28 protein-coding genes are annotated in these 25586 nt (G+C 73.5%); 23 read left to right on the top strand and 5 right to left on the bottom strand.

Going from position 1 to position 25586, the window contains the following annotated elements; genetic code table 11:
• Positions 1 to 7 precede the first annotated feature (7 nt).
• The gene (rpsI, locus tag AB0Q96_RS16695; RefSeq protein ID WP_030750225.1) at positions 8 to 520 is read left to right on the top strand and encodes a 30S ribosomal protein S9; all 513 of its coding nucleotides are present in this window, start codon (positions 8 to 10) and stop codon (positions 518 to 520) included.
• A 138-nt stretch (positions 521 to 658) separates the two neighbouring features.
• The gene (gene glmM / locus AB0Q96_RS16690) at positions 659 to 2017 is read left to right on the top strand and encodes a phosphoglucosamine mutase (RefSeq protein WP_365325994.1); all 1359 of its coding nucleotides are present in this window, start codon (positions 659 to 661) and stop codon (positions 2015 to 2017) included.
• Between the two features lie 128 nt (positions 2018 to 2145).
• Here the strand turns inward: glmM and AB0Q96_RS16685 are convergent, their stop codons facing one another.
• Both AB0Q96_RS16685 and coaA read right to left on the bottom strand, forming a co-directional pair.
• Entirely contained in the window at positions 2146 to 3123 is a 978-nt protein-coding gene (locus AB0Q96_RS16685) for a DUF389 domain-containing protein (RefSeq protein WP_365325992.1), read from the bottom strand.
• A gap of 2 nt (positions 3124 to 3125) precedes the next feature.
• Positions 3126 to 4127 carry a type I pantothenate kinase gene (gene coaA / locus AB0Q96_RS16680; RefSeq protein ID WP_365325990.1) on the bottom strand — a complete coding sequence of 334 codons (1002 nt, stop codon included), beginning with the start codon at positions 4125 to 4127 and terminating at the stop codon, positions 3126 to 3128.
• Positions 4128 to 4231: 104 nt separating this feature from the next.
• Here coaA and AB0Q96_RS16675 point away from each other — a divergent pair, with 104 nt between their 5' ends.
• The 9 genes from AB0Q96_RS16675 (at position 4232) to AB0Q96_RS16635 (ending at position 13133) form a co-directional block, all read left to right on the top strand.
• Positions 4232 to 4975: a hypothetical protein gene (locus tag AB0Q96_RS16675; RefSeq protein WP_365325988.1), complete on the top strand. Its 744-nt coding sequence runs from the start codon at positions 4232 to 4234 to the stop codon at positions 4973 to 4975.
• 40 nt (positions 4976 to 5015) lie between these two features.
• The gene (glmS, locus tag AB0Q96_RS16670) at positions 5016 to 6863 is read left to right on the top strand and encodes a glutamine--fructose-6-phosphate transaminase (isomerizing) (protein ID WP_365325986.1); all 1848 of its coding nucleotides are present in this window, start codon (positions 5016 to 5018) and stop codon (positions 6861 to 6863) included.
• An 8-nt stretch (positions 6864 to 6871) separates the two neighbouring features.
• Entirely contained in the window at positions 6872 to 7240 is a 369-nt protein-coding gene (locus tag AB0Q96_RS16665) for a holo-ACP synthase (RefSeq protein ID WP_365325984.1), read from the top strand.
• Positions 7241 to 7355: 115 nt separating this feature from the next.
• Entirely contained in the window at positions 7356 to 8795 is a 1440-nt protein-coding gene (locus AB0Q96_RS16660; protein WP_365325982.1) for an NAD(P)H-hydrate dehydratase, read from the top strand.
• 359 nt (positions 8796 to 9154) lie between these two features.
• On the top strand, positions 9155 to 9973 hold the full coding sequence (locus AB0Q96_RS16655; protein WP_365325980.1) for a L,D-transpeptidase family protein: 819 nt from the start codon (positions 9155 to 9157) through the stop codon (positions 9971 to 9973).
• A 32-nt stretch (positions 9974 to 10005) separates the two neighbouring features.
• On the top strand, positions 10006 to 11154 hold the full coding sequence (alr, locus tag AB0Q96_RS16650; RefSeq protein ID WP_365325978.1) for an alanine racemase: 1149 nt from the start codon (positions 10006 to 10008) through the stop codon (positions 11152 to 11154).
• Between the two features lie 16 nt (positions 11155 to 11170).
• The gene (locus AB0Q96_RS16645) at positions 11171 to 12307 is read left to right on the top strand and encodes an alpha/beta hydrolase (protein WP_365325976.1); all 1137 of its coding nucleotides are present in this window, start codon (positions 11171 to 11173) and stop codon (positions 12305 to 12307) included.
• Positions 12308 to 12351: 44 nt separating this feature from the next.
• Complete coding sequence (gene tsaE / locus AB0Q96_RS16640) at positions 12352 to 12855, top strand: tRNA (adenosine(37)-N6)-threonylcarbamoyltransferase complex ATPase subunit type 1 TsaE (RefSeq protein ID WP_365325974.1); 504 nt, start codon at positions 12352 to 12354, stop codon at positions 12853 to 12855.
• Between the two features lie 110 nt (positions 12856 to 12965).
• Positions 12966 to 13133, top strand: coding sequence for a hypothetical protein (locus tag AB0Q96_RS16635; RefSeq protein WP_365325972.1), 168 nt, complete (start codon positions 12966 to 12968; stop codon positions 13131 to 13133).
• Positions 13134 to 13276: 143 nt separating this feature from the next.
• Here the strand turns inward: AB0Q96_RS16635 and AB0Q96_RS16630 are convergent, their stop codons facing one another.
• Positions 13277 to 13822, bottom strand: a complete 546-nt coding sequence (locus tag AB0Q96_RS16630; protein WP_365326075.1) for a L,D-transpeptidase — start codon at positions 13820 to 13822, stop codon at positions 13277 to 13279.
• 144 nt (positions 13823 to 13966) lie between these two features.
• On the opposite strand from AB0Q96_RS16630, the gene tsaB reads away from it, so the two are divergent.
• The 8 genes from tsaB (at position 13967) to AB0Q96_RS16590 (ending at position 19859) form a co-directional block, all read left to right on the top strand.
• Positions 13967 to 14623 carry a tRNA (adenosine(37)-N6)-threonylcarbamoyltransferase complex dimerization subunit type 1 TsaB gene (gene tsaB, locus AB0Q96_RS16625; protein WP_365325970.1) on the top strand — a complete coding sequence of 219 codons (657 nt, stop codon included), beginning with the start codon at positions 13967 to 13969 and terminating at the stop codon, positions 14621 to 14623.
• Between the two features lie 20 nt (positions 14624 to 14643).
• Positions 14644 to 15123: a ribosomal protein S18-alanine N-acetyltransferase gene (gene rimI / locus AB0Q96_RS16620; RefSeq protein WP_365326073.1), complete on the top strand. Its 480-nt coding sequence runs from the start codon at positions 14644 to 14646 to the stop codon at positions 15121 to 15123.
• A complete protein-coding gene (tsaD, locus tag AB0Q96_RS16615; RefSeq protein WP_365325968.1) occupies positions 15113 to 16228 on the top strand; it encodes a tRNA (adenosine(37)-N6)-threonylcarbamoyltransferase complex transferase subunit TsaD in 1116 nt (371 codons plus the stop codon). Before rimI ends, tsaD begins: the two co-directional genes overlap by 11 nt.
• A 14-nt stretch (positions 16229 to 16242) precedes the next feature.
• Positions 16243 to 16503 (top strand): hypothetical protein, encoded by a 261-nt coding sequence (locus tag AB0Q96_RS16610; RefSeq protein ID WP_365326071.1) that lies wholly within the window; start codon positions 16243 to 16245, stop codon positions 16501 to 16503.
• A gap of 37 nt (positions 16504 to 16540) precedes the next feature.
• Positions 16541 to 17386 carry a polysaccharide deacetylase family protein gene (locus AB0Q96_RS16605; RefSeq protein WP_365325966.1) on the top strand — a complete coding sequence of 282 codons (846 nt, stop codon included), beginning with the start codon at positions 16541 to 16543 and terminating at the stop codon, positions 17384 to 17386.
• Positions 17387 to 17483: 97 nt separating this feature from the next.
• Entirely contained in the window at positions 17484 to 17849 is a 366-nt protein-coding gene (locus AB0Q96_RS16600) for a YciI family protein (protein ID WP_365325965.1), read from the top strand.
• Between the two features lie 80 nt (positions 17850 to 17929).
• Positions 17930 to 19180, top strand: a complete 1251-nt coding sequence (locus AB0Q96_RS16595; RefSeq protein ID WP_365325963.1) for a sigma-70 family RNA polymerase sigma factor — start codon at positions 17930 to 17932, stop codon at positions 19178 to 19180.
• Positions 19181 to 19190: 10 nt separating this feature from the next.
• The gene (locus AB0Q96_RS16590; protein WP_365325961.1) at positions 19191 to 19859 is read left to right on the top strand and encodes a hypothetical protein; all 669 of its coding nucleotides are present in this window, start codon (positions 19191 to 19193) and stop codon (positions 19857 to 19859) included.
• Here the strand turns inward: AB0Q96_RS16590 and AB0Q96_RS16585 are convergent.
• Entirely contained in the window at positions 19804 to 20988 is a 1185-nt protein-coding gene (locus AB0Q96_RS16585) for a class I SAM-dependent methyltransferase (RefSeq protein WP_365325959.1), read from the bottom strand. The genes AB0Q96_RS16590 and AB0Q96_RS16585 overlap by 56 nt on opposite strands.
• Before the next feature lie 101 nt (positions 20989 to 21089).
• On the opposite strand from AB0Q96_RS16585, the gene AB0Q96_RS16580 reads away from it, so the two are divergent.
• The 4 genes from AB0Q96_RS16580 to groL all read left to right on the top strand — a co-directional run bounded on the left by AB0Q96_RS16580 (position 21090) and on the right by groL (position 24540).
• Complete coding sequence (locus AB0Q96_RS16580) at positions 21090 to 22013, top strand: polysaccharide deacetylase family protein (protein WP_365325957.1); 924 nt, start codon at positions 21090 to 21092, stop codon at positions 22011 to 22013.
• The gene (locus AB0Q96_RS16575; protein WP_365325955.1) at positions 22010 to 22312 is read left to right on the top strand and encodes a hypothetical protein; all 303 of its coding nucleotides are present in this window, start codon (positions 22010 to 22012) and stop codon (positions 22310 to 22312) included. The genes AB0Q96_RS16580 and AB0Q96_RS16575 overlap by 4 nt, the downstream gene beginning before the upstream one ends.
• Positions 22313 to 22486: 174 nt before the next feature.
• Positions 22487 to 22795: a co-chaperone GroES gene (groES, locus tag AB0Q96_RS16570; protein WP_329423246.1), complete on the top strand. Its 309-nt coding sequence runs from the start codon at positions 22487 to 22489 to the stop codon at positions 22793 to 22795.
• A gap of 116 nt (positions 22796 to 22911) precedes the next feature.
• Positions 22912 to 24540, top strand: coding sequence for a chaperonin GroEL (gene groL, locus AB0Q96_RS16565; RefSeq protein ID WP_365325953.1), 1629 nt, complete (start codon positions 22912 to 22914; stop codon positions 24538 to 24540).
• 340 nt (positions 24541 to 24880) lie between these two features.
• Here the strand turns inward: groL and AB0Q96_RS16560 are convergent, their stop codons facing one another.
• Positions 24881 to 25579 carry an ester cyclase gene (locus AB0Q96_RS16560; protein WP_365325951.1) on the bottom strand — a complete coding sequence of 233 codons (699 nt, stop codon included), beginning with the start codon at positions 25577 to 25579 and terminating at the stop codon, positions 24881 to 24883.
• Between the last annotated feature and the right edge of the window lie 7 nt (positions 25580 to 25586).

Here is a 25586-nt window from a genome sequence, read left to right as displayed (position 1 = left end):
GAGCATCGTGGCCGAGACCACCCCCGAGACCCCCGTCGACGAGTTCGAGGGCGTCGAGGAGTACACCACCGAGACCGAGATCGTCGAGGGTGACTACACCTCCGAGTCCCTCGCGTCCCGCTTCGGCGACCCGCAGCCGGCCGCCGGCCTGGGCCGTCGCAAGAACGCCATCGCCCGCGTCCGGATCGTTCCGGGCACCGGCAAGTGGAAGATCAACGGTCGCACCCTTGAGGACTACTTCCCCAACAAGGTGCACCAGCAGGAAGTCAACGAGCCCTTCAAGGTGCTCGAGCTCGACAACCGCTACGACGTCATCGCCCGCATCGCGGGTGGCGGCGTGTCCGGCCAGGCCGGCGCCCTGCGCCTCGGCGTGGCCCGTGCGCTGAACGAGGCGGACGTCGAGAACAACCGCCCGGCGCTGAAGAAGGCCGGCTTCCTCTCCCGCGACGACCGTGCGGTCGAGCGCAAGAAGGCCGGTCTCAAGAAGGCCCGTAAGGCTCCGCAGTACAGCAAGCGTTAATCGCCTGCTCGGTCTGCTTGTACGTACGCCCCGGCGGCACTGTCCGTGCCGCCGGGGCGTACGGCTTTTTCACACCTTGGTTTCATATTCTTGGGCAGGACCCCGGACACCCTGGGCACGTACTTTCGGAGGACAGCTGTGGGACGACTCTTCGGCACGGACGGGGTCCGCGGTGTGGCCAACGCCGACCTGACGGCGGAGCTGGCGCTCGGCCTGTCGGTCGCGGCCGCGCACGTGCTCGCCGAGGCGGGCAGCTTCGAGGGCCATCGGGCGACCGCCGTGGTCGGGCGGGACCCGCGGGCCTCGGGGGAGTTCCTGGAGGCCGCGGTCGTCGCGGGCCTCGCCAGCGCGGGCGTCGACGTCCTGCGCGTCGGCGTGCTGCCGACCCCCGCCGTGGCGTACCTCACCGGCGCCCTCGGCGCCGACCTCGGCGTGATGCTGTCGGCCTCGCACAACGCCATGCCCGACAACGGCATCAAGTTCTTCGCGCGCGGCGGGCACAAGCTGGCCGACGAGCTGGAGGACCGGATCGAGTCCGTCTACGAGGAGCACCGCACCGGCGCCCCGTGGGACCGTCCGACCGGCTCCGGCGTCGGCCGGGTCCGCGAGTACGACGAGGGCTTCGACAAGTACGTCGCCCACCTCATCGCCGTCCTCCCCAACCGGCTCGACGGGCTGAAGATCGTCCTCGACGAGGCGCACGGCGCCGCGGCCCGCGTCTCGCCCGAGGCCTTCTCCCGGGCCGGCGCCACCGTCGTCACCATCGGCGCCGAGCCGGACGGCCTCAACATCAACGACGGCTGCGGCTCCACCCACCTGGGCCTGCTGAAGGCCGCCGTCGTCGAGCACGGCGCCGACCTCGGCATCGCGCACGACGGCGACGCCGACCGCTGCCTGGCCGTGGACGCGACCGGCGCCGAGGTCGACGGCGACCAGATCCTCGCCGTGCTCGCGCTCGCCATGCGCGAGGCGGGCACGCTGCGCGGCGACACCGTCGTCGGCACCGTCATGTCGAACCTCGGCTTCAAGCTGGCCATGGAGCGCGAGGGCCTCGCCCTCGTCCAGACCGCGGTCGGCGACCGCTACGTCCTGGAGTCCATGAAGGAGCACGGCTACGCGCTCGGCGGCGAGCAGTCCGGCCACGTCATCGTGCTCGACCACGCGACCACCGGCGACGGCACCCTCACCGGCCTCATGCTGGCGGCCCGGATCGCGGCCACCGGCAGGTCCCTCGCCGAGCTCGCCGCCGTCATGGAGCGGCTGCCGCAGGTCCTGGTCAACGTGCCCGACGTCGACAAGTCCCGGGTCGGCACCTCGGCCGAGCTGGCCAACGCCGTCGCCGACGCCGAGCGCGAGCTCGGCTCCACCGGCCGCGTGCTGCTGCGCTCCTCCGGCACCGAGCCGCTGGTACGCGTCATGGTCGAGGCCGCCGACATCGAGCAGGCCCGCTCGGTGGCGGGCCGGCTCGCGGACGTCGTGAAGTCGGCGCTCGGCTAGACCCGCTGACGGGCCGTCCGGCGACGGGCGGCCCGCCCCCTGACACCCCGTCGGCCCCCGCCCCCGGTTCTCCGGAGCGGGGGCCGACGCCGTGTCGGCCGGGGCCGCCACCGGCCCCGGACACCGTGTCAGCCGGTGCCGCCGCCCACCCCGTTGCCGGGGGTCCTCGCCTTGCGCACCCACCGCCCGCGCTGGGTGCGCCACAGCAGCACCTGCCCGACGAGGGTGACCGTGCCCGCGAGGATGATGCCGGTCAGGTTCAGCGCCAGCTGCTCGACCGAGCCCCACATCTGCGCGTACTGCCCGTAGCTGAGCGCCACGGCCGCGTTCGCGCCGGCCGGCACGGTGGTCACGGAGATCGCGACGCCGATCAGCGCGCCCGACTTCGTCGAGGTGAGCGAGAGGGTGCCCGCCGCGCCCGCGAGGAGGGCGACGACGAAGGAGAACGGGTCCGGCTTCCAGATGAAGCCCGTGTTCACCCGGGGCGCGTCCAGCTTCTCCACGCTGAACAGGCCGAGCGCGTCCATCCCGAGGCTGAAGACGGTCGTCGCGACGATCGCCGCCGCGAAGCCGACGACCAGCGCGTACGAGGAGCGCAGCACCAGCCGGGCGGAGCGCCGCACGATCCCCGTGCAGATGCCGGCGAGCGGGCCGAACTCCGGGCCGACGGCCATCGCGCCCACGATCAGGATCGCGTTGTCGAGGACCACACCGCAGGCCGCGATCATCGTCGCCAGGATCATGAACGCGCTGTAGGTGATGGTGAGGGTCGACTCCTCGTGGGTGGCGTCGGTCAGCTGCTCCCAGATGACCGCGTCCGCGGCCTGCCCGGGGGCCTCCTCCTCGGCGGCGGTCGCGCGGTTCGACAGCGAGAGGTCGATGTCCTGGACGGCGATCGACCCGTCCTGATCGATCTTCAGGTCCCGCATGCCGTGGATGAGTTCCTGGCCGGCCTCGCGCGCCACGTCGCACATCACGACGTCCCCGGCCGGTTCCCGGGCGGCGCCCGGCAGGACCACCACGTGGGTGGTCCCCACCGTCCGGTCGATGAGGGCGACGGCCGCCGCTGTGCGGTCGGCCGGGACGATCATGCGAAGGTGCAGCATCCTCAGAGCTTACGGAGGCTCAGCCGCTGCACCTTGTGATCGGGGCCCTTGCGCACCACGAGCGTCGCCCGGCCGCGGGTGGGGGCCACGTTCTCCAGCAGGTTCACCTTGTTGATGGTCCGCCACATCGTGCGGGCGTAGTCCAGGGCCTCGTCCTCGGAGACCCGGGTGTAGCGCTGGAAGTACGAGGACGGGTCCTGGAACGCGGTGTCGCGCAGCTTGCGGAAGCGGTTGAGGTACCAGCGCTCGATGTCCTCCGGGCGCGCGTCCACGTACACGGAGAAGTCGAAGTAGTCCGCGAGCCCGACCCGGGTGCGCCCGTCCTTGCCGGGCAGGGCCGGCTGGAGGACGTTGATCCCCTCGACGATGAGGATGTCGGGGCGGCGCACGACGAGCCGCTCGCCCGGCACCCGGTCGTAGATCAGGTGCGAGTAGACGGGCGCGGTGACCTCCTCCTTGCCCGCCTTGATGTCCGCGACGAACCGGGTCAGCGCCCTGCGGTCGTACGACTCGGGGAAGCCCTTCCGGGACATCAGCCCGCGGGCCTTGAGCTCCTCCATCGGGTACAGGAACCCGTCGGTGGTCACCAGCTCCACCCGCGGGTGCTCGGGCCAGCGCGCGAGCAGCGCCTGGAGCAGGCGCGCCACGGTCGACTTGCCGACCGCGACGGATCCGGCGACCCCTATGACGAACGGGGTGCCGCGCTGCTCGGCCCGCTCCCCGAGGAAGGTGTTGAGAGCCCCGCGCAGCCCGCTGGTGGCCTGCACGTACAGGTTGAGCAGGCGCGACAGCGGCAGGTAGACGTCCCGTACCTCGTCGAGGTCGATGACGTCGCCGAGTCCGCGCAGCCGCTCGACCTCCTCGGCGGTGAGCGGCAGCGGGGTCTTGTCCCGCAGCGCGCTCCACTCGGCCCGAGTGAGATCGACGTACGGCGTCTGCTCGGCCCCCCGCCTGGCTCCGTTGCCGGCGGGACCGTTCGGGCTTCGTGGCGGCGAAGTGATCACCCCGCCATTGTCCTGGGTGCGGGGCGGCCGTGGGGGGTGGGGTGGGTCACGCGCCGCACGGGTTGTGGGCCGCGGTCCCGGGCCGTGATCATTCGGTCATGCGCATGCCTGTACGTACCGCCCTCACCGCCGCCACCGCCGCCTCCCTGGCCCTTCTCCTCACCGCCTGCTCGGGAGACGCGGGGGACGGGAAGCCGAAGGGGGACAACGACGCCTCCGCGTCCGCCGCCGCCAAGCCCGACGTCAAGGCGCTGACCGCGGCGCAGCTGGACAAGCTGGTCGTCGCGCAGGCGGACCTCGCGGGCTACCTGGTGCAGAAGACGGACGCGGCGGACGTCGTGAACGGCGGGGACGTCGGTGCCGACAAGGCGGCCTGCGAGCCGCTCGCCGAGGCCATGTCCGCGGTGGCCCCCGGCACCCCCGGGGCGAGCGTGCAGCGCAAGGCCGTCCAGGCGAAGAAGGCGACCGGGGGCTCCCCGGCCGACATCCGGAACGCGCTCGGCGCCCCGGCGACCGCGATCACCCTCGGCTCGTACGCGGGGGAGGGCGCCCAGCAGGCCCTCTCCTCGCTCAAGGCGGCCGGGGACGCCTGCGGCGCCGGGTTCACCATCAGCGCCAGCGGGGAGAAGACGAAGGTCGACCGGGTCACCCCGGAGCCGCTGACCGCGGGCGACGAGGCGGTGGCCTTCACCGTGATCAGCGAGATGGAGGGAAAGCCCTTCGTGAGCACGCTGGCCGTCTTCCGCAAGGGCAACAACCTCGCCGCGTTCTCCACCATCAGCCTGACCGGCAAGGTCAAGGAGCTGCCGCAGGACGTCGTCGACGCGCAGGCGGCCAAGCTGCGCTGAGTCCGGCCGGTGGGAGCCGTTCCGCCGTAGGCTGCGCGGTATGTGCGGAATCGTTGGCTATGTGGGCGGACAGTCGGCACTCGACGTCGTGATCGCCGGTCTCAAGAGGCTCGAATACCGGGGCTACGACTCGGCCGGGGTCGCGGTGCTCTCCGACGGGGGGCTCGCCGCGGCGAAGAAGGCCGGCAAGCTGGTCAATCTGGAGAAGGAGCTGGTGGACCGCCCGCTGTCGAGCGGCTCCACCGGCATCGGCCACACCCGCTGGGCCACCCATGGCGGGCCCACCGACGCCAACGCGCACCCGCACCTCGACAACGCGGGCCGGGTCGCCGTCGTCCACAACGGCATCATCGAGAACTTCGCCGTGCTGCGCACCGAGCTGGCCGAGCGCGGCCACCGCCTCACCTCCGAGACGGACACCGAGGTCGTCGCCCACCTGCTCGCCGAGGAGTTCTCCTCCGTCGGCGACCTCGCCGAGGCCATGCGGCTGGTGTGCAAGCGCCTCGACGGGGCCTTCACCCTGGTCGCCGTCCACGCCGACCAGCCGGACGTCGTGGTCGGCGCCCGGCGCAACTCCCCGCTGGTCGTCGGCGTCGGCGAGGGCGAGAACTTCCTCGCCTCCGACGTCTCCGCCTTCATCGCGCACACCCGCTCCGCCATCGAACTCGGCCAGGACCAGGTCGTCGAGCTCACCCGCGAGGGCGTCACCGTCACCGACTTCGACGGCGCCCCCGCCGACGTGCGCGCGTTCCACGTCGACTGGGACGCCTCCGCCGCCGAGAAGGGCGGCTACGCCTCCTTCATGCTCAAGGAGATCGCCGAGCAGCCCAAGGCCGTCGCCGACACCCTGCTCGGCCGGATCGACCCCGAGGGGCGGCTGCGCCTCGACGAGGTGCGCATCCCCGACGCCGTGCTCCGCGAGGCCGACAAGATCGTCATCATCGCCTGCGGCACCGCCTTCCACGCCGGCCTCATCGCCAAGTACGCGATCGAGCACTGGACCCGGATCCCCTGCGAGGTGGAGCTGGCCAGCGAGTTCCGCTACCGCGACCCGATCCTCGGGCAGCGCACCCTGGTCGTCGCGATCTCCCAGTCCGGCGAGACCATGGACACCCTCATGGCGCTGCGGCACGCGCGCGAGCAGGGCGCCAAGGTGCTCGCCGTGTGCAACACCAACGGCTCGACCATCCCCAGGGAGTCGGACGCCGTGCTCTACACGCACGCCGGACCCGAGGTCGCCGTCGCCTCCACCAAGGCCTTCCTCACCCAGCTCGTCGCCTGCTACCTCCTCGCGCTCTACCTCGGCCAGGTACGCGGCACCAAGTGGGGCGACGAGATCCACGCCGTCGTCCGCGAGCTGGCCCGGATCGCCGACGAGGTCGAGCGGGTCCTGGAGACGATGGAGCCGGTCCGCGCCCTCGCCCGCTCGCTGGCCGACCGGGACACCGTGCTGTTCCTCGGCCGGCACGTCGGCTACCCCGTGGCCCTCGAAGGCGCCCTGAAGCTGAAGGAACTCGCGTACATGCACGCGGAGGGCTTCGCCGCCGGCGAGCTCAAGCACGGCCCGATCGCCCTGATCGAGGAGGGCCTGCCGGTGGTGGTGGTCGTGCCGTCCCCGCGGGGCCGGTCCGTCCTGCACGACAAGATCGTCTCCAACATCCAGGAGATCCGGGCCCGGGGCGCCCGGACGATCGTGATCGCCGAGGAGGGCGACGAGGCCGTCGTCCCGTACGCCGACCATCTCATCCGCATCCCGGCTACGCCTACGCTTCTCCAGCCGCTGGTCTCCACGGTGCCCCTCCAGGTCTTCGCCTGCGAACTGGCGACGGCCCGGGGCAACGAGGTCGACCAGCCGCGCAACCTGGCCAAATCCGTGACAGTGGAGTGAGTGGACAGATGATCATCGGGGTGGGGATCGACGTGGCCGAGATCGACCGCTTCGCGGCGTCGATCGAACGGACGCCGGGGCTGCTCTCACGCCTCTTCGTCGAGCGCGAGCTGCTGCTGCCCAGCGGAGAACGGCGGGGGAACGCCTCGCTGGCGGTCCGGTTCGCCGCCAAGGAGGCCCTCGCGAAGGCGCTCGGCGCGCCGGCGGGGCTGCACTGGACCGACGCCGAGGTGTACGTCGAGCAGACCGGGCAGCCACGGCTGCGGGTCCGCGGGACGGTCGCCGCGCGGGCCGCCGAACTCGGCGTCCGGCACTGGCACGTCTCGCTCAGCCACGACGCGGGCGTCGCCTCGGCGGTGGTGATCGCGGAGGGCTAGCGCCTCTCGCGGCCTGCCCCCGGGGCGGACGGGAGCCTGACGACGGGCCCCGGCGGCGCCCGCCACGCCGGACCGAGGGTGGCGGGCCGGGCGCCGAGCGGACAGGGTGGGTGCCATGCGTACCGCTCATCGTGTGGAGACCGTACGGGCCGCCGAGGCCGAACTGATGGCCCGCCTTCCGGAGGGCACGCTCATGCTGCGGGCCGCCGCCGGGCTCGCCGCCGCCTGCTGCGCGCTGCTGCCCCGGGTGTACGGGGCGAGGGTCGTGCTCCTCGTCGGGAGCGGCGACAACGGCGGCGACGCCCTGTACGCCGGGGCCCGGCTCGCCCGGCGCGGGGCCGGGGTGACGGCCGTCCTGCTCGGGGCGCGGGCCCACGAGGGCGGGCTCGCCGCGCTGCGGGCGGCCGGCGGACGGGTCGTCGGCGAGCACGACGACCCCTACGACGTGCTGGCCGTCGCCGACCTCGTCCTCGACGGGATCACCGGCATCGGCGGGCGGGGCGGGCTGCGCCCCGACACGGTGCCCGTGGCCCGGGCGGCCCGCGGCTCCGACGCGGTGGTCGTCGCCGTCGACCTGCCGAGCGGCGTCGACGCGGACACCGGCGAGGTCACGGGGGAGGCGCTGCGGGCCGACGCGACCGTCGCCTTCGGCACGTACAAGCCGGGGCTGCTGATCGACCCGGCGCGGGAGTACGCGGGCGCGCTGCGGCTCGTCGACATCGGGCTCGGCGCGACCCTGCCCTCGGTCCCCGACCTGGAGGCGCTCCAGCACCAGGACCTGGCGCGGATGCTGCCGGTGCCCGGGGCGGAGAGCGACAAGTACCGGCGCGGGGTCGTCGGCCTCGTCGCCGGTTCCGCCCGCTACCCCGGCGCCGCCGTCCTCGCCGTCGAGGGCGCGCTGCGCGGCGGCGCGGGCGCCGTCCGGTACGTGGGCCCGGCCGGCGAGGCGGTGATCGCCGCCCGCCCCGAGACGCTGGTGCACGCGGGGCCCCCGGCGAAGGCGGGCCGCGTCCAGGCCTGGGTCGTCGGGCCCGGGCTCGGCGACGGGCCGGGCGTCGCCGAGGTGCTGGCGACGGACGTCCCCGTCCTGGTCGACGCGGACGGCCTGCGGGACCTGTCCCCGGAGGTGGTGCGGGCCCGCCCCGCCGCCACCCTCCTCACCCCGCACGCGGGCGAGGCGGCGGCGCTGCTCGGCGTCGCCCGCGAGGAGGTGGAGGCGGGGCGGCTCGCGGCGGTCCGCGAGCTGGCGGCCCGGTTCGGCGCGACGGTCCTGCTGAAGGGCTCGACGACGCTGGTGTGCGGGGCGGGCGGCGCGGGACCGGTCCGGGTGAACCCCACCGGGACGTCCTGGCTCGCGACGGCGGGCAGCGGCGACGTGCTGTCCGGCCTCGCCGGCTCGCTGCTGGCCGCCGGCCTGCCCGCCCTGGAGGCCGCCTCGGCCGCCGCCTACCTGCACGGCCTCGCCGCCCGCCGCGCCTCGCGGGGCGCCCCGGTCACGGCGGGCGACGTGGCGGCGGCGCTGCCGGGGGCCTGGCGGGACGTCACGGGGGGCTGAACGGGGCCTCCGGCGGACGAGGCTTCTCCGGCGGACGGGGCCTCCGGCGGACGGGACCGCGGGCGAACGGGGCCTCCGGCGGACGGGGCCTCCGGCGGACGGGGCCTCCGGCGAACGGGACCGCGGGCGAACGGGGCTTCCGGCGGACGGTGCATCCGGCGAACGGGACCTCCGGCGGACGGCTCCCGCGGGCAACCGGTCCCGCGGCGGCTCCCGGCGGCTCCCGGCGGTGGGGCGCGCCCGCGCCGCCACTCGGCGGAACGTGTGGGGCCGCAGGTGGTGCACCGCAGGCGCGGGCGGGCGGGGCGGCGTGGGATGGGCGGGTGACCAGATGGAGAAGGCGCCGGCGAGGCGTCACCGTGTTGTTGTTCGCCCTGGCCCTCGTGGTGCCGTCGCCCGCGCTCGCCGACGCGCCGGAGGGCGGTGAGGACCTGTTGCCGGGCGGGGTCGGCGCCGCGCGGGCCGAGTACCCGATGGACACGCCCGACCAGGTGTTGCCGCCGCTTCGGCCGGACGGGGAGACGCCGGTGCCCGAGCCCGGGGAGGAGGTGGACGAGCTCGTCGAGTTCCTGCCGCGCGCCGCCGCCGGGGCCGCCTGCACCGCGAAGGCCGGGCCCCATCAGCGGCGGGTGGAACGGCTGCTGCGGCTGAAGGCCGACGGGAAGCAGTCCGCGGCGGACTGCCGGGCCATCCGGGCGTTCCAGCGGGTCCAGAAGATCAAGCCGGCCACCGGGTACGCGGGGCCGGTGACCTGGGGCCGGGCCGAGCTGCTCGCCGCCCGCGCGAACCCCAACGCCGCCGGGAGGTGCCCGGTGCGCGCGTACCCCGTCGCCTGCGTCGACCTCGACCGCGAGCTGATGTGGGTGCAGAAGGGGAAGCGGGTCACGTACGCGGTGGTCAACGTGCGCAGCGGGCGGGCCGGATACCGGACGCGGACCGGCTGGCACACGGTCTACTGGCGCCACCGGGACCACTGGTCGTCGATCTACCGCACGCCCATGCCGTACTCCCAGTTCTTCAGCGGCGGCCAGGCCTTCCACGCCGTCTACGGGCAGATCGCCACGCCCACCGGCAGCCGCGGCTGCGTGAATCTGAGCAACGCCCACGCGAAGAAGCTGTGGGGCGTCCTGCGCAAGGGCGACCGGGTCTACGTGTGGGGCAGACGGCCGGAAGGCTGAGCGGGCCCGGGGACCTGAGAGACTGGGCGGCGATGACTGAGACACCACCGCCCCGCCGGGCCCGCGCCGAGATCGACCTCGGCGCGCTGCGCGCGAACGTCCGCGCGCTGCGCGCCAGGGTCGCCCCGCACGTTCAGATCATGGCCGTGGTCAAGGCCGACGCGTACGGGCACGGGGCCCTGCCCTGTGCCCGCGCCGCCGTCGAGGCCGGCGCGACCTGGGTCGGGACGGCGACTCCGCACGAGGCGCTCGCGCTGCGCGCCGCCGGTCTGACGGACGTGCGGATCATGTGCTGGCTGTGGACGCCGGGCGACCCGTGGGCCAAGGGCATCGAGGCCGGGCTCGACATGTCGGTGAGCGGCATGTGGGCGCTGGCCGAGGTCGTCGAGGCGGCCCGGGAGACCGGCCGCCGGGCCAGGATCCAGCTCAAGGCCGACACGGGCCTCGGGCGCAACGGCTGCCAGCCCGCCGACTGGCCGGAGCTGGTCACCGAGGCGCTGAAGGCGGAGGCGCAGGGGCTGGTCAAGGTGACCGGACTCTGGTCGCACTTCGCGTGCGCCGACGAGCCGGGGCATCCGTCGATCGCCGCCCAGCTCGACCTGTTCCGCACCATGCTGGACTTCGCCGAGAAGGCGGGCGTCGCGCCCGAGGTGCGGCACATCGCCAACTCGCCGGCCACCCTCACGCTCCCCGAGACCCACTTCGACCTGGTGCGCCCCGGCATCGCCATGTACGGCGTCTCGCCCGCGCCCGAGGTCGGCACCTCCGCCGAGCTGGGACTGCGGCCGGTGATGAGCCTCAAGGCGAGCGTCGCCCTGGTCAAGGACGTGCCGGGCGGCCACGGGGTGTCCTACGGGCACCACTACACGACCCCCGGCGACACCACCCTCGGGCTCGTCCCGCTGGGGTACGCGGACGGCATCCCGCGGCACGCCTCCGGGCGCGGCCCGGTGCTCGTCGACGGCAGGGTCCGCACCGTGGCCGGACGGGTCGCCATGGACCAGTTCGTGGTGGACCTCGGCGGCGACCGGCCGGAGCCCGGTACCGAGGCGGTGCTGTTCGGGCCCGGCGACCGGGGCGAGCCGACGGCCCAGGACTGGGCCGACGCCGCCGACACCATCGCGTACGAGATCGTCACCCGGATCGGCGCGCGCGTCCCGCGCGTCTACCTGGGCGCGTAAGAGGGGCGGGGCGGCCGTGGGCGAGGAGACCTGGCGGCGGGCCGGCTGGGCCGGTGCCGCGATAGGGGTGCTCGCGGCCGGGGCCGCCGCCGGTGTCGCGGTGGAGCGGCTGACCGTCGGGCGTTCCGTACGGGAGAAGGCGCGGCTCGCGCTGGACGCCGAGGGGCCCTACGGGGCGCTGCGCGGCGCCCCGGGGTGGGCGGTCGCCGACGATTCCACGCGCCTGTACTTCGAGGTCGACGAGGTCGAGGGCGACGCGCCCGCGCCGCGCAGACGGCGCCTGTTCGGGCGGAAGGAGCCCGCGCCGGTCACCGTCGTCCTCAGCCACGGCTACTGCCTCAACCAGGACTCCTGGCACTTCCAGCGGGCCGCGCTGCGCGGTCTGGTCCGCACCGTGTACTGGGACCAGCGCAGCCACGGACGGTCCGGCCGCGGGGTCGAGCAGGCCGGTCCCGACGGCGTGCCCGTCTCCATCGACCGGCTGGGGAGCGACCTCAAGGCCGTCATCGACGCCGCCGCCCCTGAGGGTCCGCTGGTGCTGGTCGGGCACTCGATGGGCGGGATGACGATGATGGCGCTGGCCGACCGGTACCCCGAGCTGGTGCGCGAGCGGGTGGTCGGCGCCGCCTTCGTGGGGACCTCGGCCGGGAAGCTGGACGAGATCAGCTACGGGCTGCCGATGGCCGGGGTGAACGCCGTGCGCCGGGTGCTGCCCGGGGTGCTGCGGGCGCTCGGCTCGCAGGCGGAGCTGGTGGAGCGGGGGCGGCGGGCCACCGCCGACCTGTTCGCCGGGCTCATCAAGAAGTACTCGTTCTCGTCGAAGGACGTGGACCCGGCGGTCGTCCGCTTCGCGGAACGGATGATCGAGTCGACCCCGATCGACGTGGTCGCCGAGTTCTATCCGGCGTTCGTCGAGCACGACAAGGCGGCGGCGCTGGCGGCCTTCCGCGAGCTGCCGGTGCTCGCCCTGGCCGGCGACCGCGACCTGGTCACGCCCAGCTCGCACACCGAGGCCATCGCCGACCTGCTGCCGGACGCGGAGCTGGTCATCGTGCCGGACGCCGGGCACCTGGTGATGCTGGAGCACCCGGAGGCGGTCACCGACCGGCTCGCCGACCTCCTCGGGCGGGTGGGGGCGGTCGCCGTCGGCTGACGGGTCGGCGGAGGGGGCGCCGCCGGGTGGGTAGGTTGGCGGACATGGACACTCCGCACATCCAGGCCACCCTCGACGTCGACTCGCCCGAGCGCATGCAGGAGCTCGGCCGCCGCCTGGCGAAACTGCTGCGCCCCGGCGACCTCGTGATGCTGACCGGCGAGCTCGGCGCCGGGAAGACCACGCTCACCCGCGGTCTCGGCGAGGGCCTGGGCGTCCGCGGGGCCGTGACCTCGCCGACCTTCGTCATCGCGCGCGTCCACCCCTCGCTGGTCGGCGGCCCCGCGCTGGTCCACGTCGACGCGTACCGCCTGGGCGGCGGCCTCGACGAGATGGAGGACCTGGACCTCGACGTCTCGCTGCCCGACTCGGTGGTGGTCGTGGAGTGGGGCGACGGCAAGGTCGAGGAGCTGACGGACGACCGGCTGCACGTGCTGATCCACCGGGTGGTCGGCGCGACCGAGGACACCGCCGACGACGACCGCCGGACCGTGGTGCTCCACGGGATCGGCGCCCGGTGGGCCGACGAGGACCTGCTGCTGGGCTGAACGTACGTAGGTTCCGACAACGTGTCGGGAAAATGTTGCGTCAGTGCTCCGCGCCGTGGTCACATGGACTCACGAGCTGGTTAGGTGTACCTAACCTACGGGAGGCATTCATGGCGACGCCGGAGCACGCCGTTCGGATCGAGCGCACCGCGGACGGCGTCTCGATGAGAGACCTGCTGGCCTCCTGCGCCGCGGCCAGCGCCGTCTCGACACCGCCGCGCGAGCCCGAGGCGACGACCGACGCCCAGGAGCCCCCGGTCCGCGAGGAAGCCGCTTAGGCGGTACGGGCGGGGGGCGGCGGCAGCGGCATCCGCAGGCGGAGGGGCGCGCCAGGGCTTCGGCAGGGGTCGCGTCAGGGCTGAGTCAGGGCTGCGGGAGGAGTCGCGTCAGGGCCGCGCCAGCGCCCCGCGAAGGGGTCGCGTCAGGCGACGACGACGATCTTCGCGCCGATCACCGCGAACGCCCACAGCGCGTCGCCGTCCGCCCGCTTCATCCGCACGCCGCCGGTCTTCTTCGACGGGTCCGGCTTCGGCGTCGAGCCGTCCACCGCCGCGCTGAAGCCGACCGACACGTCCTGGACGGTCGCGAACCGCACCACGTGCTCGATCTGCACGCCGTCCGAGCCGCGCACCGCGCCGGAGCGCGAGGTCACCGCGTACACGCCGGGCGGCGGCGAGACCGTGCTGGGCATCACCGAGAAGGTGTGGGTGACCTGGTTCTTCTCGTCCACCAGCCACACCCGGTGGTCGGCGAGGGCGTAGACCACGCGCTCGCCCTTGCCGGAGGCGGCGGGCAGCGCCAGCGGGTCCTTCGGCGGCGGCTTCGGCCTGCCGCTCGTGGTGGCCGAGGGGGCCGAGCTCGGGGTCTGCGGCCTGGCCGCCAGATCGGCGGCCGACGGCGCGGCGGCCGAGGCCTGGTAGGCGAGGAAGCCGATCACGGCCACGGCGGCCGCGGTGAGCCCGGCCACGAATCCCGAGCTGCTCCTTGCCACCGCGTGCCCACCTTCTGTCGTACCTACGTATCGGTGCCTGACCGTAGCAGCCGCCGCCCCGCACCAGCCGGGCGCCGTACGCCGGACACGCCCTGCGCTCCGGCGCCGTAGGCTGTTCGCGTGCTCTTGCTCGCCATGGATACCGCCACCCCCGCCGTCACCGTCGCCCTGCACGACGGCGACTCCGTCGTCGCCGAGTCGAGTCAGGTCGACGCCCGCCGGCACGGGGAGCTGCTGCTGCCCGCCGTCGACCGGGTCCTGAGGCAGGCCGGGCTGACGCTGGACGCGGTGACCGGACTCGTGGTCGGCGTCGGCCCCGGCCCGTACACCGGTCTGCGCGTCGGCCTCGTCACCGCCGCCTCCTTCTCCTCCGCGCTCGGCGTGCCGGTGCACGGCCTGTGCACCCTCGACGGACTCGCGTACGCCTCCGGCATCGAGGGGCCGTTCGCCGTCGCGACGGACGCGCGCCGCAAGGAGGTCTACTGGGCGCGCTACGCCGACGCCCGCACCCGGGTGACCGACGCGGCCGTCGACCGGCCCGCCGACATCGCCGAGCAGCTCGCCGGAGTGCCCGTGGTCGGCGCCGGCGCCCGGCTGTACCCGGAGGCGTTCCCCGACGCCCGCGACCCCGAGCACCAGTCCGCCGCCGCGCTCGCCGCCCTCGCGGCCGAGCGGCTCGCCGCGGGCGGGGACGGCTTCCTCGACCCGCTGCCGATGTACCTGCGCCGCCCCGACGCGCAGGTCCCCAAGAACTACAAGGTGGTCACGCCGAAGTGAGCGGCGTGGCACTGCGCGAGATGCGCTGGTGGGACATCGGCCCCGTGCTCACCCTGGAGGCCGAGCTGTTCCCCGAGGACGCCTGGTCCGCGGGGATGTTCTGGTCGGAGCTCGCGCACTCCCGCGGCCCGCGCGCGACCCGCCGCTACGTGGTGGCCGAGTCCACCGAGGGCGGCACCGGCCGGATCGTCGGGTACGCGGGACTCGCCGCGGCCGGCGGGCTGGGCGACGTCCAGACCATCGCCGTCGCCCGCGACCAGTGGGGCAGCGGCCTCGGCGGGCGCCTCCTCACCGATCTGCTCCAGCACGCCACGGCCTTCGAGTGCGACGAGGTCCTGCTCGAAGTGCGCGTGGACAACACCCGGGCCCAGAAGCTCTACGAGCGCTTCGGCTTCGAGCCCATCGGTTTCCGGCGCGGCTACTACCAGCCCGGAAACGTGGACGCGCTCGTGATGCGACTGACCGTTCAAGGAACTGAGACTGATTCTGATGGCTGCTGACGAACCGCTCGTGCTCGGCATCGAGACCTCCTGCGACGAGACCGGCGTCGGCATCGTCCACGGGACCACCCTCCTCGCGGACGCCGTCGCTTCCAGCGTCGACACCCACGCCCGCTTCGGCGGCGTCGTGCCCGAGATCGCCTCCCGCGCCCACCTGGAGGCGATGGTCCCGACGATCGAGCGCGCCCTGAAGGAGGCCGGCGTCTCCCCGAAGGACCTCGACGGCATCGCCGTCACCGCGGGCCCCGGCCTCGCGGGCGCGCTGCTCGTCGGCGTCTCGGCGGCCAAGGCGTACGCGTACGCCCTCGGCAAGCCGCTCTACGGCGTCAACCACCTCGCCTCGCACATCTGCGTCGACCAGCTGGAGCACGGCCGGCTGCCGGAGCCGACGATGGCCCTGCTGGTCTCCGGCGGGCACTCCTCGCTGCTGCTGTCCTCGGACATCACCTCCGACGTGCGTCCGCTGGGCGCGACCATCGACGACGCCGCCGGCGAGGCCTTCGACAAGATCGCCCGCGTGCTCGACCTCGGCTTCCCCGGCGGACCGGTCATCGACCGGCTGGCCCGGGAGGGCGACCCGAAGGCGATCGCCTTCCCGCGCGGCCTGTCCGGTGCCAAGGACCCCGCGTACGACTTCTCCTTCTCCGGTCTGAAGACCGCCGTGGCCCGCTGGATCGAGGCCAAGCGGAACGCCGGCGAGGACGTGCCCGTACGGGACGTCGCCGCGTCCTTCCAGGAGGCCGTCGTCGACGTGCTCACCCGCAAGGCCGTACGGGCCTGCAAGGACGAGGGCGTCGACCACCTCATGATCGGCGGCGGCGTGGCCGCGAACTCGCGGCTGCGGGCGCTCGCCCAGGAGCGCTGCGAGCGGGCCGGCATCCGGCTGCGGGTGCCGCGGCCGGGCCTGTGCACCGACAACGGCGCGATGGTCGCGGCCCTCGGCGCCGAGATGGTCGCCCGCAACCGGCCGGCCTCCGACCTGGAGCTGTCCGCCGACTCCTCGCTGCCGGTGACGGACCCGCACGTACCGGGGGCGCACGCCCACGACCACGTGCACGACCACGATCACGTGCACGAGGTCAGCAAGGAGAACCTGTACCCGTGACCACGGTGACCCTCATGTGGGAGGCCCGCGCCGCCGAGGGGCGCGGCGCCGAGCTGCTCGCCTGGGCGCGGACCCGGGAGCTGCCGGCCGTGCCGCTGCGCCGCGAGACCTTCCGCGCGGCGCAGGACCGGGTGCTGGTGCTGACCTGGTGGGAGACGGCGGACGGCCCGGAGGCGGAGCTCCCCGAGCTGCCGGAGCCGGACGCGGGGCTGGTCACCCGTCCGGTGCACCGCTGGCGCTTCGAATCGATCGAATCGATCGAATCCGCGACATAGGGGCAACCGTTCGAACGGTTCGCGCATCACACAGCGTGTGAAGAAGACGATCGCGCTGTGGGCGGCGCTGACCGCCGTGGCCCTGCTCGCCACGACCGGCTGCACGACGACGGCCGACGCGGAGAGCCCCGCCGCCGGCACCGGCACGGTGACACCCTCGGCGTCGGCGTCGGCAGGGACCTCGCAGGCGCCCGACGCCCGGGCCGCCGCGTACCGCAAATGGGGCCTCAAGCCCCTCCCGGCCCCGCCCGCCCCACCCGCGAAGAAGCCGGTGACCCGCGGGCCCGGCGGGCCCGTGCCCGTGGTCAGCGACATCCCCACCCGCGAGAAGATCGTCTTCCTGACCATCGACGACGGCGCCGAGAAGGACCCCGAGTTCGTCGCGATGATGCGCGACCTCCGGATCCCCGTCACGATGTTCCTCACCGACGCGGCCATCCGCACCGACTACCGCTACTTCGCCCCGCTCGTCGCGCAGGGCCACGGCGTCGCCAACCACACCCTCAGCCACCCCAACCTGCGCACCCTCTCCGAGGACGCCCAGCGCCGGGAGATCTGCGGCCAGCAGGAGAAGCTGACCAAGGAGTACGGGAAGCGGCCGCGCCTCTTCCGCCCGCCCTACGGCAACTGGAACGAGTCCACCCGCGCCGCCGCCGCCCAATGCGGGATCGACGCGATCGTGCTGTGGCGCGAGTCCATGCAGATCAAGAACATGCAGTACCAGCGCGGCGACAAGAAGCTGCACCCCGGCGACATCATCCTGGCCCACTTCCGCGGCCCGTCCGAGCTCAAGGGCACCTCGATGACCGAGATGACGGCCAACCTGCTCCGCCACATCCAGGAGCAGGGGTACACGGTGGCGCGCCTGGAGGACTACCTCTGAGAAAAAGAACCGGCCCGTTGTCGATGCGGCCGGCTCCCGTTCGACGTATGAGTGTGAAGGCGGGGAACGGCCCCGCCACCGCACCCGAGGAGCCACCATGCCCCGCTACCTCTCCCTCGTCCGCATCGAGGAGAACACCATCGACATGGCGTCCGCCGACCCCGGCTTCGAGCAGCGCATGGGCGCCCTCTTCGAGGAGATCACCAAGGCCGGCGTCATGCTGGACACGGCCGGTCTCAAGCCCACCTCCGAGAGCACCCGGGTCTCCTGGCAGGACGGGAAGCTGTCGTACACCGACGGCCCCTTCACCGAGACCAAGGAGGTCGTCGGCGGCTACGCCATGATGCAGTGCAAGGACATGGCCGAGGCGATCGAGTGGGGCAAGCGCTTCCTGGAGGTCCACCCGCCGGAGTGGACCGTGGGCCTGGAGATCCGCGAGGTCGAGGAGATGCCGGGCGGCTGAACCACCGCGACCGGCCGCGGTCGGCGGCGGTTGGCCGTGGTTGGCCGTGGTTGTCAGTGGGCTGTGCTGTCATGTGAGGCGTGACGGCACAGACGGTCGAGGAGACCCTGGACACGGTCTTCCGGATGGAGTCCGCCCGGATCATCGCCACCGTGGCGCGGATCGTCCGGGACGTCGGGATCGCCGAGGAGATCGCGCAGGACGCGCTGGTCGCCGCCCTTGAGCAGTGGCCGCGGGCGGGCGTCCCGGACCGGCCGGGCGCCTGGCTGACGGCCACCGCCAAGCACCGCGCCGTCGACCTCGTACGCCGCCGCGAGACGTACGCCCGCAAGCTCGCGGAAGCCGGCCGCGAGCTGACCGAGGAGGCGTACGACCCCGAGCCCTCGGGCCCCGGGGACATCGACGACGACCTGCTGCGGCTGGTCTTCACCACCTGCCACCCGGTGCTCTCCGCCGACGCCCGCACCGCGCTCACCCTCCGCCTGCTCGGCGGGCTGCGCACGGACGAGATCGCCCGCGCCTTCCTCGTCCCGGAGGCCACGGTCGCCGCGCGCGTCACCCGCGCCAAACGGACCCTCGCCCGCTCCGGCGTCACGTTCGAGGTCCCCTACGGGGAGGACCGGGCGGCCCGCCTCGGCTCCGTCCTGGAGGTCATCTACCTGATCTTCAACGAGGGGTACGCGGCGACCGCGGGCGACGACCTGCTGCGCCCCGCCCTGTGCGAGGACGCGCTGCGGCTGGCCCGGGTGCTCGCCGCGCTGATGCCCCGGGAGGGCGAGGTCCACGGCCTGGCCGCCCTGCTGGAGATCCAGGCATCCCGGACGGCGGCCAGGACGGGACCCGACGGACAGCCCGTGCTCCTCGCCGACCAGGACCGGCGGCGCTGGGACCGGCTGCTGATCCGGCGCGGCTACGCGGCCCTGGGACGGGCCGTCGAGGCGGACGGCGCCACCGGCCCGTACGCCCTCCAGGCCGCCATCGCCGCCTGCCACGCGCGCGCGACGCGGTACGAGGAGACGGACTGGGCGACCATCGCCGCGCTCTACCGGCGGCTCGCCGCCGTCGCCCCTTCCCCGGTCGTCGAGCTGAACCGGGCGGTCGCCGTGTCGATGGCCGAGGGCCCGGAGGCGGGCCTCGCGCTCGTCGACGCCCTCGCCGCCGCCCCGGCCCTCGACCGCTACCACCTGCTGCCCAGCGTCCGCGGCGACCTGCTGGCCCGGCTCGGCCGGCAGGCGGAGGCGCGGGCCGAGTTCGCGCGGGCGGCCGAGCTCACGCGCAACGAGCGGGAGCGGGCGCTGCTGCTCAAGCGGGCGGCCGGAGCCGCCGGTTAAGCTCCCCGGCATGTCCCCCCGCACCCCGCTTCCGCCGCCCCCGCCACCCGTCGAGATACGGAACTGGCCCGACCGGGAGGCGCGGCTGGCCGACCGGGCGCTGGCCATGGACGAGCTGGCGCGCCGGCTGCTCGGCGGCGGCCGGCTCGTGCTGTTCCTGGTCTGGTTCGGGATGCTCCAGCTGGGCTGGTCGTTGGTGGGCGTGCCGCTGGTGTCCTTCGGCGGCGCCGGCGGGGTGGCGGACCCGATCAGCATGCTGCTCGCGCTGTTCTGCGGGGCCGCCGGGATCGCCGTGCTCGTCCCAGCCGTGTGGCTGACCGTGCGCAGCCTGCGCCGCGACCGGGTGGCGCGCGAGCGGCTGGCGGGCTGGGCCGCCATCGACCGGCACGGGCCCTCCGACGCGCGGCTGCGCCTGCCGCTGCTGAGCGCGAGCTGGCTGGTGCTCTCCTTCGCGCTGTGCGCGGTCGGCCTCTGGACCGCCTTCGCCGTCCCGCTCAACACCGGCCCGGACGACGGCGGTTACGGCGCCGTCGCCTACGGCATGGGCGCCGCCCTCATCCTGTGGATCACCGGCCTGACCGGCCTCGCCAAGGCCGTCGGGCACTACCGCATGGCCGTCCGCCTCACCGGCCGGCCGGGCGCCCGATCAGCATCGTCGGAGCTCCCGCGACCCGAGTGAGCAACACCGTCGCGGAGTGGGGACCCTTGGGCTTCACCCTGCGGCGGATCTCCTCGGGCTCGACGGCGGAGCCGCGCTTCTTCACGGTCAGCGTGCCGACCTCGCGCTCACGCAGCAGGGCCTTCAACTTCTTCAGGTTGAAGGGGAGTTCGTCGGTGATCTCGTAGGCGGCGGCGTACGGCGTCGGGGTCAGCGCGTCGGCCGTGACGTACGCGATGGTCGGGTCGATCAGCCCGCCGTCCAGCTCCCGCGCCACCTCCGCGACCAGATGGGCGCGGATGACGGCACCGTCCGGCTCGTAGAGGTAGCGGCCGACGGGCCGGACCGCCGGGTCGGGCAGGGTGCCGCCGGTGAGGGTCGCCCCGCCGGGCAGCAGGGTCGCGCGGCGGGCGCCGGGCTCGGTGCCGAACCAGAGCACGGCCTCCTTCACGTCCCCGCCGTCCGAGATCCACTCCGCCTCGGCCTCCTCGGGCACCGCCTCGTGCGGGATGCCCGGGGCGATCTTCAGGGCCGCGTGCGGCGCCTTGCGGGCCGCCTCGACCGCCCAGGACAGCGGCGGCGAGTAGCCCTCCGGGTCGAAGATCCGGCCCCGGCCGCCGCGCCGCGCCGGGTCGACGAAGACGGCGTCGTACGGGGAGGTGTCGATCTCCGTCACGTCCGCGCAGCGCACCTCGATCAGGCCGTCGAGGCCGAGCGCCGCCGCGTTGGCGCGGGCCGCCTCGGCGGTGAGCGGGTCGCGGTCGACGGCGAGCACCGAGATCCCGGCCCGGGCGAGCGCGAGCGCGTCGCCGCCGATGCCGGAGCAGAGGTCCGCGACGCCGCGCACGCCGAGCTCCTTGAGGCGGGCCGCCCGGTAGGCGCCGACGGTGGCCCGGGTGGACTGCTCGACGCCGTTGGGCGTGAAGTACATGCGGTACGCGTCCTCGGCGCCGAACTTCGCCACCGCCCGCTGCCGCAGCCGGGCCTGGCCGAGCGCCGCCGAGACCAGTTCGGCGGGGTGGTCGCGGCGCAGCCGGGAGGCGACCGCCAGCTCCTGGGCGGGGTCGTAGTCGCGCAGGGCGGCGAGGAGGGCCTGCCCCTCGGGGGCGAGCAGGGCGGCGAAGGAGGCGAGGTCGGTCACCCGTCCCATTCTGGGGGGCGCGGGAGGTGTGGGCCGCCCGGGGGACCGTGCGGGCGGCGCCGGTGGTGTCGGGGCCCGGGAGGGCCTCGGCGCTGACAGGATGCGGCGCCATGCAGCTAGTACGACAAAAGGCCCAGAATCGCACCTTCCGCTCCGTGCGCGTGGTCGGCGCCGCCCTCCTCGTGGCCGCCCTCGGCTCCGCCTGCGCGGGCCCCGGCGCCGACGGGGAGTCCGCGCCGCCGAAGCCCGCCGCCGGCCGGCCGGGCGCGCAGAACGCGGCCGGCGCCCTGAACGCCTACGTCGAGCGGGTCCGGGCGGCACGGGCCGCCCGGGTGGCCGCCGCCAAGAAGTGGGGGCTGGCCCAGCCGCCGCTCGAAGCGCCGGCGCCGCCCGCCGTGAAGCCGAAGATCACCACCCGCAAGGGCTTCGAGACCGACGGCGAGGGGCTGCCGCCGGTCTTCACCACCGTGCCGACCAAGCAGAAGGTGGTCTTCCTGACCATCGACGACGGCGCCGAGAAGGACCCCGCGCTGCTGCGGATGATGAGCGAGCTGAAGATCCCGTACAGCGCGTTCCTCAGCGACTACCTGGTCAAGGAGGACTACGGCTACTTCCGCACGATGCGCGACTCCGGCGTCTCCCTGCACAACCACACCCTCCACCACCGCTATCTGCCCGGGCTCGACTACGCCGACCAGAAGCGCGAGATCTGCGGCATGCAGGACGTCATGCAGAAGCAGTTCGGCAAGCGGCCGGAGCTCTTCCGTCCGCCGTACGGCAACTACAACGAGGACACCCTGCGCGCGGCCGGGAGCTGCGGGGTCAAGGCCGTACCGCTGTGGGCCTCCGAGGCGTTCCCCGACCACATGGAGTGGCGCGAGTGGGACCGGGACCTGCACCCCGGCGACATCGTCCTCACCCACTTCCGCGGCAAGGAGGACTGGAAGGGCTCCATGCCGGACATGATCCGCCAGGTCATGAAGACGATCACGGCGAAGGGGTACGCGGTGGCCAGGCTGGAGGACTACGTATGAGCCGGGCGCGCCGGCTGGCAGCCGCCCTGGCCCTGACCGGCGCGCTGTTCTCCCTGACCGCCTGCGCGTCCTCGGCCGACCCGATCGACCCGATCGAACGGCTGGGCCGCAAGGCGGCGGAGAAGGTCTCGCCCCGGGCGCCCCGGGTGCCGCATCCGCCGCACCGGCCGCGCGCGGCCCGGGGGCCGACGGCCGCTCCGTCCGGCTCCGCGGTCCCGGTGAGACCCCTCGCACGGAACCGCGGGCTCCGTCCGCGCGTTCTTCCCGACGTGCCCTCCGCTCACGCCACGGGGTCGTGAATTGGCACTCCGCTTGACCGAGTGCTAATCGCGGTCATAGTCTCGGCTCTGGCACTCCCCACTGGAGAGTGCCAACGCAGCGACAGGCAGGTCCGGCACCCGCGACGACGGATCGACCTGGTCGCCACCTCAGACAGTTAACCCCGTGAGATCTCCGAAGGGGGAGGTCGGATCGTGACGACCACCAGCTCCAAGGTTGCCATCAAGCCGCTCGAGGACCGCATCGTGGTCCAGCCGCTCGACGCCGAGCAGACCACGGCCTCCGGCCTGGTCATCCCGGACACCGCGAAGGAGAAGCCCCAGGAGGGCGTCGTCCTCGCCGTGGGCCCGGGCCGTTTCGAGAACGGCGAGCGCCTGCCGCTCGACGTCCAGGTCGGCGACGTGGTGCTCTACAGCAAGTACGGCGGCACCGAGGTCAAGTACAACGGTGACGAGTACCTCGTCCTCTCGGCTCGCGACGTGCTCGCGATCATCGAGAAGTAGTCCACCGAAGCACCTGTAAAGCAGACGCTTCACGCCGCGCCCCTGACCCCCTGGTTTCTCCGGGCGTTCAGGGGCGCGGTTTTTTCCACGATTTCCGAGAGGGCTGAACCGCTTCCATGGCGAAGATCCTGAAGTTCGACGAGGACGCCCGTCGCGCCCTTGAGCGCGGCGTCAACAAGCTGGCCGACACGGTGAAGGTGACGATCGGCCCCAAGGGCCGCAACGTCGTCATCGACAAGAAGTTCGGCGCCCCCACCATCACCAACGACGGTGTCACGATCGCCCGCGAGGTCGAGATCGAGGACCCGTACGAGAACCTCGGCGCCCAGCTCGTGAAGGAGGTGGCGACCAAGACCAACGACATCGCGGGTGACGGCACCACCACCGCCACCGTGCTCGCCCAGGCGCTCGTCCGCGAGGGCCTGCGCAACGTCGCCGCCGGCGCCTCCCCGGCCGCCCTGAAGAAGGGCATCGACGCCGCGGTCAAGGCCGTGTCCGAGGAGCTCCTCGCGACCGCCCGCCCGATCGAGGACAAGTCCGACATCGCCGCCGTCGCCGCGCTCTCCGCGCAGGACCAGCAGGTCGGCGAGCTCATCGCCGAGGCGATGGACAAGGTCGGCAAGGACGGTGTCATCACCGTCGAGGAGTCCAACACCTTCGGCCTGGAGCTGGAGTTCACCGAGGGCATGGCCTTCGACAAGGGCTACCTCTCGCCGTACATGGTCTCCGACCAGGAGCGTATGGAGGCCGTCCTCGACGACCCGTACATCCTGATCAACCAGGGCAAGATCTCCTCCATCCAGGACCTCCTGCCGCTGCTGGAGAAGGTCATCCAGGCCGGCAGCTCGAAGCCGCTGCTGATCATCGCCGAGGACGTCGAGGGCGAGGCGCTCTCCACCCTCGTCGTCAACAAGATCCGTGGCACCTTCAACGCCGTCGCCGTCAAGGCGCCCGGCTTCGGTGACCGCCGCAAGGCGATGCTCCAGGACATGGCCACCCTCACCGGTGCCACGGTCATCTCCGAGGAGGTCGGCCTCAAGCTCGACCAGGCCGGTCTGGACGTGCTGGGCACCGCCCGCCGCGTGACCGTCTCCAAGGACGACACCACGATCGTGGACGGCGCCGGCTCCTCCGAGGACGTCCTCGGCCGCGTCAACCAGATCAAGGCCGAGATCGAGTCCACGGACTCCGACTGGGACCGCGAGAAGCTGCAGGAGCGCCTCGCGAAGCTGGCCGGCGGCGTGTGCGTGATCAAGGTCGGCGCCGCCACCGAGGTGGAGCTGAAGGAGAAGAAGCACCGTCTCGAGGACGCCATCTCCGCGACCCGCGCCGCGGTCGAGGAGGGCATCGTCTCCGGCGGTGGCTCCGCGCTCGTCCACGCCGTCAAGGTCCTCGAGGGCAACCTCGACAAGACCGGCGACGAGGCCACCGGTGTCGCGGTCGTCCGCCGCGCCGCCGTCGAGCCGCTGCGCTGGATCGCCGAGAACGCCGGCCTCGAGGGCTACGTCATCACCTCGAAGGTCGCCGAGCTCGACAAGGGCCAGGGCTTCAACGCCGCCACCGGCGAGTACGGCGACCTGGTCAAGGCCGGCGTCATCGACCCGGTGAAGGTCACGCGCTCCGCCCTGGAGAACGCCGCCTCGATCGCCTCCCTGCTCCTCACGACCGAGACCCTGGTCGTCGAGAAGAAGGAAGAGGAGCCGGCGGACGCGGGCCACGGCCACGGCCACGGTCACTCGCACTGACGCACCGAGGAGCCGACGCGCTGAACCACTGACGCGCTGAAGCACCGACGTCACCGAGGCCCGGTGCCCCCGTCGCGGGGGCACCGGGCCTCGGCGCGTCCGGCGCGTCCGGCAGCGAAGTCCGGCGCGTCCCGGCGGCGAAGCCCGGCGTGCCCGGTGCGTCCCGGCAGAGCCCGGCGTCCCGGCGGCGAAGCCCCGCGCGTCCGGTGCGTCCTGGCAGAGCCTGGCGCGTCCCGGCAGCGGAGCCCGGCGCGTCCCGGCGGCGGAGCCCGGCGCGTCCCGGCGGCGGAGCCCGGCGCGTCCGGCAAGGCCCGGCCAAGCCCGGTGGCGTCCGGCCGCCCTACGCCTCCACGGCCCCGAGCTGACCCATCAGCCCGAGCATGTCGTACTGCCACCACCCCGCGACGGCCTTCCCGTCCTCCCGGAAGCGCTGGATCAGCGTGCCGGTCATCTCCACCGCGATCCCGCTCGGCTGGAGCCCCATGAAGTCGCCGGTGTGGGTCCCGTTCCAGGTCCACCGGGTGCACACCCGGTCACCCTCGGCGATCTGGTCCTCGACCGTGAACGCGAAGTCGAAGCCGCCCCGCCACGCCTCCACCTCGCGGCGCACCGCGTCCATGCCGATGGCGTCCACCGGGTTGGACGGATCGTGGTCGTGATACCCCTCGGCGATCACCCCGTCCAGCAGCGCCACGTCCTCCCCGCCGCCGAGCAGCGCGAGGAAACGGCGCGAGTTCCCCTTGTACAGGGCCTCGTCGCGAACCACGTCCAGATCGGTGAAGGTCGGCATCTCGTCGCAGAGCGCCACCATCTCCCGGAAGATCCGGTCGGTCTCCGGAAGCTGCGAGTTGCGCATGGCCACGTCGTACGAGGGGAACTCGACGATCTCCACCACATGGGAGGCGTCGGAGCGGTCCGTGCCGACGATGCTGTGGGTGGCGGTGCGCTTGCCCTTGGTCTGTTCGACCCATTCGTCCATGAGCCGGTTCAGGTCGTCGATCCGGCTGGTCTTGCAGTCGATTATCTGTACGAAACTCATGACGCCT

Origin of the sequence: Streptomyces sp. NPDC093111, from assembly GCF_040683955.1 — a bacterium.
Taxonomy (GTDB): Bacteria; Actinomycetota; Actinomycetes; order Streptomycetales; family Streptomycetaceae; genus Streptomyces.
The sequence above is the reverse complement of the archived record's forward strand: the minus strand, read 5'-3'. Positions and strand labels throughout refer to the sequence as shown.